The 15,005-nt window shown below is 57.1% G+C and carries 10 protein-coding genes; 7 read left to right on the forward strand and 3 right to left on the reverse strand.

The annotated features are described in order from the left end of the window. Positions 1–70: 70 nt before the first annotated feature. The 3 genes from serA (at position 71) to WG938_RS04435 (ending at position 5,365) form a co-directional block, all read left to right on the forward strand. Positions 71–1,666: a phosphoglycerate dehydrogenase gene (gene serA, locus WG938_RS04425; RefSeq protein ID WP_339977951.1), complete on the forward strand. Its 1,596-nt coding sequence runs from the start codon at positions 71–73 to the stop codon at positions 1,664–1,666. A gap of 204 nt (positions 1,667–1,870) precedes the next feature. Beyond that, positions 1,871–3,493 (forward strand): ABC transporter ATP-binding protein, encoded by a 1,623-nt coding sequence (locus WG938_RS04430; RefSeq protein WP_339977953.1) that lies wholly within the window; start codon positions 1,871–1,873, stop codon positions 3,491–3,493. Then, entirely contained in the window at positions 3,494–5,365 is a 1,872-nt protein-coding gene (locus WG938_RS04435; RefSeq protein ID WP_339977955.1) for an ABC transporter ATP-binding protein, read from the forward strand. 116 nt (positions 5,366–5,481) lie between these two features. On the opposite strand, the gene WG938_RS04440 is transcribed toward WG938_RS04435, so the two are convergent. Together WG938_RS04440 and WG938_RS04445 are read right to left on the reverse strand one after the other, a co-directional pair. Next, a complete protein-coding gene (locus WG938_RS04440; RefSeq protein WP_339977957.1) occupies positions 5,482–6,993 on the reverse strand; it encodes an acetyl-CoA hydrolase/transferase family protein in 1,512 nt (503 codons plus the stop codon). Positions 6,994–7,194: 201 nt separating this feature from the next. Beyond that, positions 7,195–8,304, reverse strand: a complete 1,110-nt coding sequence (locus tag WG938_RS04445; RefSeq protein ID WP_339977959.1) for a GTP-binding protein — start codon at positions 8,302–8,304, stop codon at positions 7,195–7,197. 400 nt (positions 8,305–8,704) lie between these two features. On the opposite strand from WG938_RS04445, the gene WG938_RS04450 reads away from it, so the two are divergent. Together WG938_RS04450 and WG938_RS04455 are read left to right on the forward strand one after the other, a co-directional pair. After that, complete coding sequence (locus WG938_RS04450; RefSeq protein WP_339977961.1) at positions 8,705–10,216, forward strand: acetyl-CoA hydrolase/transferase family protein; 1,512 nt, start codon at positions 8,705–8,707, stop codon at positions 10,214–10,216. A 252-nt stretch (positions 10,217–10,468) separates the two neighbouring features. Further along, positions 10,469–11,488 carry a 3-isopropylmalate dehydrogenase gene (locus WG938_RS04455; protein ID WP_339978822.1) on the forward strand — a complete coding sequence of 340 codons (1,020 nt, stop codon included), beginning with the start codon at positions 10,469–10,471 and terminating at the stop codon, positions 11,486–11,488. 7 nt (positions 11,489–11,495) lie between these two features. Here WG938_RS04455 and WG938_RS04460 read toward each other — a convergent pair whose 3' ends face one another. Then, positions 11,496–12,251 (reverse strand): mycothiol transferase, encoded by a 756-nt coding sequence (locus tag WG938_RS04460; RefSeq protein ID WP_339977963.1) that lies wholly within the window; start codon positions 12,249–12,251, stop codon positions 11,496–11,498. Positions 12,252–12,466: 215 nt separating this feature from the next. Here WG938_RS04460 and WG938_RS04465 point away from each other — a divergent pair, with 215 nt between their 5' ends. Together WG938_RS04465 and WG938_RS04470 are read left to right on the forward strand one after the other, a co-directional pair. Next, a complete protein-coding gene (locus WG938_RS04465; RefSeq protein ID WP_339977965.1) occupies positions 12,467–14,326 on the forward strand; it encodes a DUF294 nucleotidyltransferase-like domain-containing protein in 1,860 nt (619 codons plus the stop codon). Positions 14,327–14,357: 31 nt separating this feature from the next. Continuing rightward, a complete protein-coding gene (locus tag WG938_RS04470; RefSeq protein WP_339977967.1) occupies positions 14,358–14,993 on the forward strand; it encodes a 3'-5' exonuclease in 636 nt (211 codons plus the stop codon). Positions 14,994–15,005 lie beyond the last annotated feature (12 nt).

A 15,005-nucleotide genomic window follows, 5' to 3' on the forward strand; every position in this document is an offset into this window, starting at 1 on the left:
CCTGTTTAGTTATGGCAATTGTTGTCGTGACCTGCAGGACAAAGAACGCACAATATTCAGGAGTTTGCTCGTGAGCCAAAACGCTCGCCCGGTTGTCCTCATCGCCGATAAGCTCGCGCAGTCCACCGTTGACGCGCTTGGTGATTCCGTCGAGGTTCGTTGGGTTGATGGCCCGAATCGTCCGGAACTCCTTGCCGCAGTGCCAGAAGCGGACGCCCTGCTCGTTCGTTCCGCCACTACCGTGGACAAGGAAGTACTGGAAGCCGCACCAAATCTAAAGATTGTTGGTCGCGCAGGCGTTGGCCTCGACAACGTTGATATTGAAACCGCAACCGCTCGCGGTGTCATGGTTGTCAATGCGCCAACCTCTAATATTCACTCCGCGTGTGAGCAGGCAATCGCGCTGCTTCTCGCTACTGCTCGCCAGGTTCCACTGGCTGATGCATCGCTCCGCGAAGGTGAATGGAAGCGTTCTTCCTTCAAGGGAGTAGAAATCTTTGGCAAGACCGTCGGTATCGTCGGTTTCGGCCACATCGGTCAGCTATTTGCACAGCGCCTCTCTGCATTCGAGACCACGATTATTGCGTACGACCCATACGCAAACCCTAAGCGCGCTGCACAGCTGGGCGTTGAATTGGTTGAGCTGGAAGAGCTCATGGGTCGCGCAGACTTCGTCACCATTCACTTGCCAAAGACCAAGGAAACTGCCGGCATGTTCGATGCCGAGCTGCTTGCGAAGGCAAAGGATGGCCAGATCATCATCAACGCTGCACGCGGTGGCCTTGTCGACGAGCAGGCGTTGGCAGACGCTATCCAGTCCGGCAAGATTCGCGGCGCAGGCTTCGACGTCTACGCAACCGAGCCTTGCACCGACTCTCCATTGTTCAAGCTTCCACAGACCGTGGTGTCGCCACACCTGGGTGCTTCCACCGTTGAAGCTCAGGACCGTGCTGGCATTGACGTCGCAAAGTCCGTTCTTCTCGCGCTGTCCGGCGAGTTCGTTCCAGATGCTGTGAACGTTTCCGGTGGCGCTGTGGGCGAGGAAGTTGCTCTGTGGCTCGACCTGGCTCGCGAGCTCGGTCTGGTTGCCGGTGGATTGCTCGAGGGCGCACCAGCGGCAGTTGAGGTCACCGCACGCGGTGAGCTGTCCACTGAAGATGTCGATGTACTCGGACTGTCCGCAGTTCGTGGCCTGTTCTCCTCGATGATCGAAGAGCCAGTCACTTTTGTTAATGCACCTCGCATTGCTGAAGAGCGTGGCGTGACTTTCACCGTCGAGACTGAAGCTGAGTCTGTTTCTCACCGCTCTGTTCTCGAGGTCAAGGTCATCGGCGCTGATGGTTCTACCGCAACGGTCGTCGGTGCCCTGACCGGCTTGCAGCGTATCCAGAAGATCGTCCGTATCAACGGCCGCGGCCTGGACATGCGCTCCGAGGGTCGCAACCTGTTCCTCGTTTACAAGGACGAGCCAGGTGCACTGGGCAAGGTCGGCATGGCTCTGGGCCAGGCAGGCATCAACATTGAGGCTGCTGCACTGGCACCTCAGGAAGACAACGACTCCGCAATCCTCATCCTGCGCGTCAGCGAAGAGGTTCCGGAAGAGCTCGTCGAGAAGATCTGCGACGACATCGATGCTTCCCGTTCACTGCAGCTGCAGCTGGACTAATAGCGAGGCGCTTACGCGCTAGCTTTACGACGAACCCGTCGCGCCACCACTTGCCTCACGGCGAGTGAGGTGGTTTGGCGGGTTTCTCGTTTTCACCAACCGATATTGGTAAGGGTAAGCTCAGTCAAATACTTCGTCTTACCTGAGTTGGTGTGCGTGTAGTACGTCGCCACTAGGTTTCTCCAGCTAGTAAGGGAGCACCACGTGGCGTTTTTCCGCGCTCCGGAACATCCAACTCCGTTGGCGCCTCCGGCATTTGATGACTCAACGAGTGTTTCGCGCTATCAGTTGCGCGTGATGTTTGCCCGTCCGCGCTTGACCATCCCGGCAATGTTCTTGAAAATCGGGCACCAAGTGTGTGAGGCACTCATCCCCGTTATTGCAGGTAAAGCTGTTGACAATGCCATTGCCACCGGGGATGCGAATCAACTGTGGTTCTGGCTGGCCATCTTGGTGCTGGTATTCGCAGTCCTGGATTTCAGTGCTCGGTTTGGTGGTCGTATCGGAGCGCTGGTGTCGCAGATGGTTGAGCATACGCTGCGAATGCAACTGACCGACCGCATCATGGATCCTCGCGGTTTCCGCAATAACACCAGGCAGCCAGGTGCGTTGCTGTCTATCGCCAGTAGCGATGCTCAGCACACTGCGCGAATGATCATGCTGGGTCTTATGCCTGTGTCCGAAGTCGCGGCACTGATCTTCGCTTCGCTGGTTTTGCTGACAGTGTCAGTGCCGATCGGCATGGCAGTTCTCGTGGGTGGTGCGCTGCTGACATGGGGCTCTATGAAGGCAGGCGGACCGCTACGCCGACGCACAGTTGTCCGACAAGAGGCAGTGGCACGAGCTTCTGCCACGGCAACGGACCTCGTTAGCGGTTTCCGGACGTTGGCGGGTTTGGGGGCGCGTCGTCAAGCTGCGCGCAAATACGCAGCGCGGTCTCAGGACGCGTTGCATGCCACCTACGACGCCATCGAGGCGGAGAAGTTCTTGACTGGTTGGGTCGAGATTTTGGGCGGCGTCTTCGTCGCAGCTATTGCGGCCGGCTCTGGCGTAGCCGCGATCAAAGGCAGTTTGACGATTGGCGAGCTCATCACCGTTGTTGGTTTGGCTCAGTTCATCATTGAGCCAATGACGAAGCTGGGCAAAAATGCATCTGCCGTCTGGGCTCGGAGTGCTGCGTCCGCGCAGCGTGTGCTGGCTGTACTCCGCGAGCCGTATGAAACCTCGGCCGATGGAGCAGCCGTTCCGCTTGCCGACGACCTCGTCATCAAAGGGCACGTGATCGCTTCTGGCAGTCACGTCGTCATGCCAATGGAAACGGCCGAGATGGCGAGTGTATGCGATGCGTTGTCGCTGACTCATCGACCGGAGGCAGGGAAGTACTTCGTGGGTGGTGTGGATCTTGCGGAGGCAAGCCTGGTGGATACGTTGGCGAGGGTATTGGTGGCTCCTCATTCAGCGGATCTTTTCGACGGCACAGTCGAGGAGAATTTGCGTGCGGTGAAGCCAAATGCGTCGGTACAGGAACTAGATAGGGCGCTGGATGCTGCCGGTTGTGCAGACATTATTGAGGTGCTGCCACGCGGAATTGACACTCGAATCGGGGATGCTGGCGTGATGCTCTCGGGAGGTCAGCGGCAGCGTATTGCCTTGGCCCGAGCATTACTTGCTGATGCAACGATATTGGTTCTCGCTGAGCCAACAACGGCGCTGGACTCCGTGACCGAAACAAATGTCGCGCGGTCAGTGACTGAGTTCCGGCGAGGAAAGACCACCGTAGTGGTTGCATCCGCCCCTGCTTGGGCAAGCCAGATGGAGGTGGCGTAGATGAAGTGGCGTGACCTGATCAGCCGTGACCTGCTGAACCCAGAGTTCACCGCAGACGCCCGAACTACAGATGTCGCCGAGGACCGTTTTCCAGTTGCCACGGCGCGGGAGACTTTGGCGTACCTCGTACAGCGCTTGCGGGGACGCCGGCTGTCCGTGCTGCTGGCCGTCATTGTTCTTATTGCCGCAGCGTGGTTTGGCGTTGCTATTCCGAAACTGCTTGGCCAGATCGTCGATGTTGTTGCGGATGGTGGTACCACTTCGGATATCGTCGGTGATCTTTTGATTCGGATGTTGGCAGCAGCTATCGGCGCTGGCGTATTCGGCGCCCTGGGATTCCGTATGTCTGCGCGACTTGCCGAAGATCTCATTGCCGAACTTCGCGAAGACATGGTTTCGACGACACTGCGTCTCCCGGTCGCACGTGTCGAACGCGCCGGCGCCGGCGACGTAGTCTCGCGTGCCACAGACGACGTCGATCGCATCTCCGATGCAGTCACCCAGGTGCTGCCGGTGGCATCTAGCGCGTTGTTTACCGTCCTTGTGTCGATCGTCGGCGTCGGCAGTGTGCATCCGGTGTTCATGCTTGCGTTCGTCGCCACGATTCCAGTGCACATTGCAGCTGTCCGCCGTTACCTGCGCACCGCACCACCCGTCTATGCTGCCGAACGCGCAGCTATGGCAGAACGCGCTCGATACGTGCTGTCCACGATCCACGGTATGCCTGCGGTTCGCGCTTTCGGCTTGACGACGATTCGTCGCCAAGAAATCAGCCAGTGGAGCTGGCAAACAGTGCGACATGGTGTGGATGCGCGGATTACGCACAACATCGTGATGGGGCGGATGCACTTCGCAGAGCTCGTCGGCCTGGGAACGACTTTGCTGCTCGGGTTCTACTTGGTGCGCGAAGGCATGTCGACGGTTGGTGGCGCGACTGCTGCCATGCTGCTGTTCATGCGACTCTTCGGACCATTGACACGCATGGTGATGATGCTCGACATCGCACAGTCTGGTTTGACGTCTCTGACTCGGATCGTCGGTGTGGTTCGTGAACGTCCAGCACCACACGGTGAGGTGACTCCTGACCGGAGTGAGGGCGTCGTGCTTCGGAATGTGTCCTTCTCGTACGTAGAGGAAGCTCAGCCGACCAGGAGCGATCAGACTGAGAATCATGCTGTAACGACGCACAATGCAGTCGACGACGTTTCTTTGGAGATTCCGGTAGGAGCAACGGTGGCGCTTGTTGGCTCGTCGGGTGCGGGAAAGTCGACGCTTGCCGCGATTGTCGCGGGGCTTCGCTTGGCTGACAGTGGCGAAGTGCGTGTAGCCGGATGCGATATGAATACGCAGGCTGAAGCTGCACGCGGAACTGCCGTGGCGCTGGTGACGCAGGAAGTCCACGTCTTCGAGGGGCCACTTCGCGATGATCTCACTCTCGCCGCCCCCGGAACTTCTGATGCACAGATCATCGACGCCTTGCACAGTGTCGGTGCCAACTGGTTCGAGCACCTCCCAGACGGCCTCGAATCCGTGGTCGGCCGTGGCGGACATCAGTTGAACGCAGTCGCAGCGCAACAGGTTGCGCTTGCCCGAGTACTCCTCGCAAATCCACCTGTACTCGTACTCGACGAAGCAACAGCCGAAGCCAGTTCCGCAGCATCCAGCGTGCTTGGCGATGCCGTCGCCACCGTCATTCGCAACCGAACGGCACTCGTTGTTGCCCACCAGCTCGATCAAGCCGCCGCTGCAGATGCCGTCGCGGTCATGGAGCACGGTCGAGTCGTTGAGTTCGGCTCGCACGAGGAATTGCTTGCCGACGGTCGTCGTTACGCACAGCTCTGGGAATCGTGGATCACGGGTCGAGAAGCGTAGCGGGGTAGTGGCGATAGCGTGACCGCGACATGAAAAGCCCGCTCCGGGATAGCGCACTCGGTGAGTGCGAACCTGGAGCGGGCTTAGTCGTGTGTGGAAACTAGCTCACGAAGAAATTACTGCTTCATGGAGCCGGTCTCGACGAAGCGGTGGTGCCAGCCGAGTGCTTCCTGCAGGTCGTGTGGAGTGTGGAGAGCGGACTTGCCGGACTTCTCTGCACGCTCGACGTACTCCATGAGAGCGTCCTTGTACATTGGGTGAGCACAGTTCTCGATGACAACGCGTGCACGCTGGCGTGGAGCCAGGCCACGGAGGTCAGCAAGACCCTGCTCGGTGATGATGACCATGGTGTCGTGCTCGGTGTGGTCATGGTGCGAAACCATTGGGACGATCGCCGAGATGTCGCCACCCTTAGCGGTCGAAGGCGACACGAAGGTGGAGATGTATGCGTTACGGGTGAAGTCGCCCGAGCCACCAATGCCGTTCATCATGCGGGTACCCATGATGTGGGTCGAGTTCACGTTGCCGTAGATGTCAGCCTCGATCAGACCGTTACAAGAAATGACACCGAGGCGACGAATGACCTCTGGGTTGTTGGAGATGTCCTGTGGACGCAGAACGATCTTCTTCGCGTACTCAGCAGCCTGGTTGTTCATGCGCTCTGCAGCCTCTGGGGAGAGAGCGAAGGAGGTTGCGGAAGCAACGGACATGGTGCCCTTGTCCAGCAGCTCGACCATGCCGTCCTGAATAACCTCGGTGTAGGAGGTCAGGTTCTCGAAGTCGGAGTCCAACAGACCAGCCAGAACAGCGTTTGCAATGTTGCCAACGCCCGACTGTAGTGGCAGCAGGTTCTCTGGCAGGCGCTTCATTGCGACCTCGTGCTCGAAGAACTCGATGAGGTGGCCAGCGATTGCCTTGGAGTCATCGTCCAGTGGCTTAAATGGGGAGTTACGGTCTGCAGCGTCAGTTTCCACGACTGCAACGACCTTCTCGACGTCAATGTCGATGGAGGTCGAGCCAACGCGCTGACCGGAAGCCTCGATTGGGACGATAGAGCGCTGTGGTGGCAGACCTGCACGCCAGATGTCGTGCATGCCCTCGAGGCCCTCGGACTGCCAGGAGTTGACCTCGATGATGATCTTCTCAGCGGCATCCAGGTATGCAACTGAGTTACCAACGGACGACGAAGGAACGATGGAGCCGTCTTCCTTGATGCGGACAGCCTCAACGATGGCAACGCCGGTCTCGCCGAAGAAGCCCTGCTGTACCTGTGGACCCGAGTGGGACAGGTGCATATCCGAGTAGTAAGAAGTGCCGTCGTTGATCTTGCCACGCATGACCGGATCAGACTGGTATGGCATACGCCATGCAACACCATCGGTTTCAGCCAAAGCCGCATCGAGCTCTGGGGCGGTCGAAGCGCCGGTCAGAACCTTGATACGGAACTGCTCGCCGCGCTCCTTAGCCTCGGTCAGGCGCTTTGCAATTGCACCTGGCAGAACCTTTGGGTAGCCAGCTCCGGTGAAGCCGGAGAAGCCGATCATGTCGCCGTCCTTGATGAAGCCAGCAGCCTCATCAGCGGACATGACCTTGCCACGAAGGCCAGAGTGAGCAATACGGTCAGACATATAGTCCTCCTCGTTGTGAAAACGATGTAGTCGTGAAACTTTTCCCCGACGCTACACGGAAAACAATGCAATGTATTCGTCCGCAAAGGTATCGGGATTGCCACCATCTTGGCATAATTGGCAAATTTGCAAGTGAACACTGTCATCTTTGCTAACGAGTGTGACATCTTTCACAAGATGGGGCGTAGTGTGGGGGTGGTCCTAGTGGATGAGTTTCATAACCTCTTCGTCGGTCAGCATTGCGTTCTCAAATGCGGTGAGTGCCTGTTCTTTATCAAAGTCGATACCAATGAGTACCACCTCGCTTGATGGCTTCATGCCAGTTCGTGCCCATAGGGTTGCGGGCTGAATCTGTAGATTTGGGCCCGCCTGGCTCCACACTTGTGCGACATCTAGTCGGTCCGCAATCCAGCAGTGACCCTTCGATCGAATGAGGCCACGAGTGGACCGAAGTGCATCAATGAGTCGGTCGCGATCGAATGGACGGTCACCGCGGAAGACGCACGAGGAAATGCCATATTCTTCGGTTTCTGGGGTATGGGGATTCTCTAGCTCATCGGCGTAACCGTGGTAGGTGGCCGCGGTTTTTTCGTCGTAAAGAGCGGCATCGAGTATGGCGTTGACTGCAATATCGCCATTGGTTACGCGCGCAATGCGAGCGCGTGGGTTCATCGCGCGCACTGTGTCTTCGGTTGCTGCGGTGAGTCGTTCGTCGACGAGATCTGACTTCGTGATGAGGATCAGGTCGGCGAACTCCACCTGGTCAACGAGAAGGTCGGCGACTGTGCGTTCGTCGTCGGGAGTTGCTTGGGCATCTTCGTCGGAAAGTTTGCGACCGTAGCGGAGTTGTTTGAGGAATGTCGAGGCATCGACGAGTGTCACCATTGTGTCTATCGGGGCGACATCGGCGAGGCGGGATCCGTCTTCACATTCCCACTCAAATGTGGCGGCGACGGGCATGGGCTCGGAAATTCCTGTGGATTCGATGATGATCTGATCGAATTTTCCGGAGCGTGCAAGCGTGCCGACGGAATCTACAAGGTCTTCTCGCAAAGTGCAGCAGATGCAGCCGTTGGAGAGTTCGACGAATCGCTCTTCGCCTCGTTCAAAGTGGCTGCCGGAGGCAACGAGCGCTGCGTCGACGTTGACTTCGGAGAAATCGTTGACGATGACTGCGAGCTTTCTGTTCTCGCGATTGCGGAGCACGTTGTTGAGGAGCGTTGTTTTACCTGCGCCGAGAAATCCGGACAGAACCGTGACTGGGGTTCGCTGACTGTTTGGAGAGGTCGTGGGTTTTGATGGTTTGCACACGGTTGAAGCGTACCGTAATGGAAACCATTATCAATAGAGGGGTGTGGGTGAGCCGTGAAACGGGGTGCCGTGGTTCACGTTCGCTACCCCCGGATGGAATGAGTGAATGGGCGGTAAAGAGGGGGGCGAATTACTCAAATAAGCTTTTGGGTATGCAATTAATTATGGATTAATGTGGGGCTATTTAATTGCGAGCTGCGGATATGTTGACGACCTCGTCGTAAAGTTCATGTGATGCAGGCTATCGGTGTTGCGCTGTTGTGATGTAGGCAATAATTGCAGGAAAATGTGTTGTGTAAAAGATTTCCGCGAGAAACGTGCAATTTTTGCTCTGTTAAACTTTGGGTGTCGCGTGTAATTATCGCTTCTAACTTTTTTCCCATTAAGGAAAGGCATCCAGATGACGGATCGTATTGCTCATGCCGGTCTTCGCAGCAAGGTGATGACGGCTGAAGAGGCTGCAGGTTTCATTAAGCATGGAGACATGATTGGCTTTGCTGGCTTTACCGGTGCTGGCTACCCAAAGGTCGTACCACCTGCATTGGCGGAGCGTATTAAGGAAGCACACGCGCGCGGCGACGAATTCAAGGTCAAGGTTCTGACCGGCGCTTCGACTGCTCCAGAGCTGGACGGTGCACTCGCTGAGGTGGACGGTGTTGAATGGCGCATGCCGTACCAGTCTGATGGTCACATGCGTAACCGCATCAATGCTGGTGACGCCAATTACAACGACATGCACTTGTCGCACTCTGGCCCGCAGATCGAGCAGGGCTTCTATGGCAAGGTTGACTTTGCCATTGTTGAAGTCACTCGCATCACCGATACTGGCACGTTGGTCTTTGCTTCTTCCGTTGGTAACAACGTTTCGTACCTGAATGCCGCTGAGAAAATCATCATTGAGGTCAACTCTTGGCAGTCGCTGGATCTTGAAGGTATGCACGACATTTACAGTGTTGGCCTGCCTCCACATCGCCAGCCAATCTCGATCACCGCTCCTGGTGACCGCATTGGTACCACCGATTGCCCAATCGACATCGACAAGGTTGTTGCTGTGGTCGAGACAAACTCGCCAGACCGCAACTCTGCCTTCAAGCCTGTCGACGAGGATTCCGCAAAGATTGCTGGCTACCTGCTCGATTTCCTTGACAATGAGGTTAAGCAGGGTCGTCTGCCGGAGAACTTGTTGCCAATGCAGTCGGGTGTTGGCAACATTCCAAACGCCGTGTTGGCTGGCTTGGCAAAGTCCAAGTACGAGAACCTGACCTCGTACACCGAGGTTATTCAGGACGGCATGATTGACCTTATGGATGCAGGCAAGATGTCTGTTGCTTCCGCAACTGCGTTTTCGCTGTCTCCTGAGTATGCCGAGCGTATGAACGAAAACGCTAAGGATTACCGTGACAAGATCGTTTTGCGTCCACAGGACATCTCCAACCATCCTGGTGTTGTTCGTCGCCTTGGCCTGATCACCACTAACGGCATGATCGAGGCTGATATCTACGGCAACGTGAACTCGACCCACGTTGCTGGCTCTCGCATGATGAACGGCATTGGTGGTTCGGGTGACTTCACCCGTAATGCTTACATTTCGACGTTCGTGTCGCCATCGATTGCGAAGGGTGGCGCTATTTCGGCGATTGTCCCAATGGTGTCCCACCAGGATCACTCGGAGCATGATGTCATGGTCATCATTACCGAGCAGGGTCTGGCTGACCTGCGTGGTCTGTCTCCTCGCAAGCGTGCGCGCGTTGTCATCGAAAACTGTGCACACCCTATGTACAAGGAAGCATTGCTGGAGTACGTCGAGCGTGCGGAGAAGGCAACGCCTTTCAAGCACACCCCACATGATCTTGGAACGTCGTTCGACTTCCACCGTCGCTTCCTTGAGAATGGCTCCATGCTGCCTAAGTAAGAGGTGCGGACAGATTGCCTAGGTGGGTTGCGATGATAGCGCGCTTAGGTCGCTTGTCTTTGCTTTGCTGATATCTGATTCCCCTTTCCTGCGGATTGCTATCCGTGGGAGAGGGGTTCCGCTTTGTGAGGCGCGACGCGGGTTGGGTGGGAAAATGAGACGTGATATTAGCGAGAGGAAGAGTCTGCTAAGCTCAAAGTGTCCATATAGTGAGAAGGGAATCTCAAAATGAATAGCGCTGCTGGCAGCCCCCTGAAAATCGCCGTCATCCCTGGCGACGGAATTGGTACCGAAGTAACTGCCGAGGCTCTTAAAGTGCTTCGTGCGACCATCGGTGACTTCGAGATCACGGAGTATGACTTGGGTGCTCGTCGTTACGAGCGCAATGGAGAGCTGCTGACCGACGCAGATCTGGATTCCCTCCGCGAACACAATGCGATTTTGCTGGGTGCGATTGGAGATCCTCGCAAGGTTCCACCAGGAGTGCTGGAGCGCGGTCTGCTGCTGAAGATGCGGTTTGCGTTGGACCATCACGTCAACTTGCGTCCGTCGAAGCTGTATTCAGGTGTTGAGTCTCCTTTGAAGAACCCTGGCGAAATTGACTTCGTCGTCGTCCGCGAAGGCACCGAAGGCGCGTACACCGGCAACGGTGGTGCGATTCGCATTGGAACTCCTCAGGAAGTTGCTAACGAGACGTCCGTGAATACTCGCTTCGGTGCGGAGCGCGTCGTTCGTTATGCGTTTGAGCTGGCAATGACTCGTCGTAAGAAGCTGACACTGGTGCACAAGACCAACGTGCTCGTGCATGGTGGCGGAATGTGGCAGCGGACTGTCGACGAAGTGGCGACCGAGTACCCAGAGGTCGAGGTGGACTACAGCCACATTGATGCGGCGACCATTTACTTGGTGACGAACCCATCGCGCTTCGATGTTATCGTTACCGACAACCTGTTCGGCGACATTCTGACCGATGAGGCTGGCGCCATCTCCGGTGGTATCGGCCTGGCCGCGTCCGGCAACATCGATGCGTCCAACACCAATCCATCGATGTTCGAGCCTGTGCACGGTTCGGCTCCTGATATTGCTGGTCAGGGCATCGCAGACCCAACCGCTGCCATCCTGTCTGGCGCCATGATGCTGCGCCACCTCGGTCGTGAGGAAGATGCACAGCGCATTGAGCGTGCCGTCGAAGCTGACCTCGCCAACCGTGGTGACTCCGCGATGGTCACCACGGAGGTCGGCGATCGTATTGCAGTGGCCGTCGCAAAGTAGTGGAGAGCTAATCCTCCAACAGCGCCGTCAGCTGCTCCCGCACGATCCAGCGACGGCGCTTGTTGCGCTCTTCAGCAGGTAATTCCTGCGGGACGCGCGCACACGCTGCCTCAATATCAATCGTCGTGAACTGAATGCTGTCGACGGTCGTAATGACATGCCCGCCGTACTCCTCGTCCGGCCAAATCGCATCTGCTGCATGACCCTGGCGGTCCAGCTCAGCGATAATCAAATCCAGCACAGATGACTTCTCACCAGCTCGAGGCATTCCCGCAATCAGCACGTCGCGGGTAATCTCCATATGCCCTAAATGCTGTGCTGCCTCGCGATATACATGCACCATCACGCCACCAATCGTCGGCAGCCACCACCGCTGCTTATCCGTAGGCACCGCAGCCGGCTCCGCTAACCAATCCGCATCGTGCAGTTGCTCCAAAGCATCAGCAATAACCGCGCGCTCGCGCTCAAAGCGTTCTAGCTCTTCCGCAACGGAAGCTGTCGCACTGAACTCATCAGCCCGATCCCGCACATTCTCATTGCCTAAGCACACATGATCCAACCAAAACCGCGCCGAGCCACACGTGTGCCGCAGCAGCACAATCGGCGAATTGGACCCGGGCATATCCGGGCGGGCGTTGGCCGTAATGTCATCGAGCTTGCCGACGATCGTCGCTAAGCCATCCAGCGCTTCGAGGATGTGCGACTCGAGTGGGCGGGTGGGATCGGTGTAATCCGTTGGGGAGTGGAAATCTGTCGTGTTCATGATGAGCATCATAATCTGCAGCCCAGAGCATCGGGTGATGATTCTCACAAGTGAAAGCTGACTGTGATGTGTAGATCCCCGGAATGTTCAATCTGCGTTCGTTATTCTGGGCAAAAGCATTAGTTGCAAAGACCGTTTTAGCTGCATCAGCGCCTCGCACAGGTTTGTCTGAGCAGACCCAGCCACCTCGGCTCATTATTAAAGGAGCACGAACCGTGTCCGTTGAGATTGATGAAATCCGCGCTTTCCTGCGCAAGATTCGACCCTTCTCCGAACTTAGCGAAGAGGAACTCGCGACCATCCCCGCAAACCTGACCATGCGGTACGCGCGACGTGGCGACGAAATCGTGCGGGCTGGTGGGGCAAATGACCACGTGTTTATCGTGCGTTCTGGCCTGGTGGATGTCTTTGATCCGGCGGGTAATCTCCTCGACCGTCGTGATGTCGGCGATCACTTAGGCTATTCGAGTCTGCTGTCCGGCGAACCGTCGCTGTACACGATGACAGCAGTAGAGGACTCCCTGCTGCTGGTCATGACCCACGAGGTCTTCAATAACCTGATGGCCACAATGCCAGCGGTGAGTCGTTACTATGGTGGCGAAAACGCGCGCATCCGTGCTGTGGCCTCAAAGCTTCGCAGTAGCGCCGCTTCGGAAGCACTGCGGACTCGTGTGGTTGATTTGATGTCGCCGAATCCTGTGACGTGTTCGTCGGCAGCTTCGATTGGCGAGGCAGCCGGCATCATGACCGAGATGAACGTCTCCAGCCTGCTCGTTGTGGACAATGGCAACCTCAACGGCATCATTACTGACCGCGACTTACGACGACGCGTGCTGGCAAAAGGCAAGGGACCAGAGGTCATCGTCGGGGATGTGATGACGCCAAACCCCATGACGGTTGAGCCGCAAATGTTGGCGTTCGAAGCCATGCTGCTGATGGCCGAGCGTGGCTACCACCACCTGCCGGTGGCTGATGAATCTGGTGTTGTCGGGATGGTGGTCATCGGTGACCTGCTCCGCACACTTCATACCGATCCCGTGTACGCGACGGCAACGCTGGCTCGAAAGAAGGATGTCAAGGACATCGCTGAAGTGGCAACGAACGCTCGCCGTGTCGTTGGTCGCTTCATCGAGCGTGGCGTGAGCGCTGAGGAAGTATCGAAACTGCTCACCGTTACTGCCGATGCGGTGGCGCGCCGCCTCCTGGTGCTCGCGGAGGAGCGCCTTGGCCCACCGCCAGTTCCGTACTCTTTTGTGGTCCTTGGTTCGCAGGGACGTCGCGAAATGGGACTTGCATCCGACCAGGACAATGCGTTGATCCTGCACGACTCGTACGACGAAGCGAAGCATGGAGCGTACTTCAAAGAGCTTTCCGACGAAGTGTGCCAGAAACTCGACCTCTGTGGCTATCCACTTTGTCCAGGCGACATGATGGCATCGAATCCGGAATGGCGGATGACGGTATCGGATTGGTCTTCTACTTTCCACCGCTGGATCACCGCACCGGATGGAGATGCGTTGCTGCATGCGCAGACGTTCTTCGACATTCGTGGCATTCATGGCGATATGGCGTTGGTCGATGAGTTGCGGTCGCATTACGTGCCAGTCGCTGAAGGCAGTAAGCGACTACATGCCCACTTGGCGAAGTTGGCCGCATGGCGCGAGCCACCGCTGGGCTTCTTCCGTGGCCTGGTGTTGGAGAAGGGCGGCGAGCACGGCGAAACCTTGGACATCAAGAAGGGTGGCATTGCCACGGTTGTGCAAATGGCGCGACTTTTTGCCGTTGCAGGTGGTTTGCCGCAGCTCAGCACTCGGGAACGCCTGGCCGCAGGCGCCGGTGCGGGCACGGTGAGCCGACAGGGCGCTGCTGACCTTGCTGATGCATTCGAGTTCCTGTCAACTGTGCAGTTCAACCATCAAGAATTCCTGATGCGCGAAGGCAAGGAGCCAGACAATCACGTCAACCCCAAGAACTTGTCTCGACTAGAGCGGGAACACCTGCGTGACGCTTTCGGTGTCATCCGCAAGCTCCAGCAGAGCCTCGGCGCTAAGTATCCAATCCAGTCGATGTCGTAGTCGAAGTCCACGCGGAAATGAGTGAATGTCAATGAGCGGATTTTTCGGCGGATTCCGGAAGGCATCGGCAAAACGCAAAGCCACAGGTCCATTGGCGGAGTTCTACGCCACGCCAACGGAAAAGGACAAATACCTTGCTGTCGACGTAGAGACGACTGGGCTGGACCCCAACAAGTCACGCTTGCTCTCCATCGGCTGGGTACCTGTCGACGGCCCGGACATCATCCTCGGCGGAACTGAGCACCTCATTATTCGAGGAGCCGAGGGTGATGCGTCGGTAGGAGAGTCGGCCACGCTACACGGACTGACCGATGATGCAGTGGCGCAGGGTGTTGCTGAAGAGGAAGCCGTCGCAAAGCTGTTGGAAGCGATGAAGGGGCGAACTCTGCTGGCACACTTCGCGAAAATGGAGGTTGGGTTCGTGGATCTCGTGTGCAAGCGTCATTTCGGTGGCGGTTTTCATGTCGAGCCGGCTGACACGATGTCGCGTGAGTACTTGCGAATTGTGGAGGCAGGCAGGGAACCGGAACGCGACGAGCTGAGGCTGTGGAACCTCCGGGAAAAGTATGGGCTGCCGGTGTATAAGGCTCACCATGCGTTGACGGATGCGTTGGCGTGCGCAGAGTTGTGGTTGGCACAGGATGCGGCGAAGTTGCCCCGGAAGTAATGAATGAGCGGA

It is taken from the genome of Corynebacterium sp. H113 (assembly GCF_037572315.1).
GTDB lineage: Bacteria > Actinomycetota > Actinomycetes > Mycobacteriales > Mycobacteriaceae > Corynebacterium.

Bases quoted from the DNA above. Each gene is read 5' to 3' on its own strand.
- WG938_RS04435 (WP_339977955.1), top strand. From the start codon at position 3,494: ATGAAGTGGCGTGACCTGATCAGCCGTGACCTGCTGAACCCAGAGTTC.
- WG938_RS04440 (WP_339977957.1), bottom strand. From the start codon at position 6,993: ATGTCTGACCGTATTGCTCACTCTGGCCTTCGTGGCAAGGTCATGTCC.
- WG938_RS04450 (WP_339977961.1), top strand. From the start codon at position 8,705: ATGACGGATCGTATTGCTCATGCCGGTCTTCGCAGCAAGGTGATGACG.
- WG938_RS04460 (WP_339977963.1), bottom strand. From the start codon at position 12,251: ATGAACACGACAGATTTCCACTCCCCAACGGATTACACCGATCCCACC.
- WG938_RS04470 (WP_339977967.1), top strand. From the start codon at position 14,358: ATGAGCGGATTTTTCGGCGGATTCCGGAAGGCATCGGCAAAACGCAAA.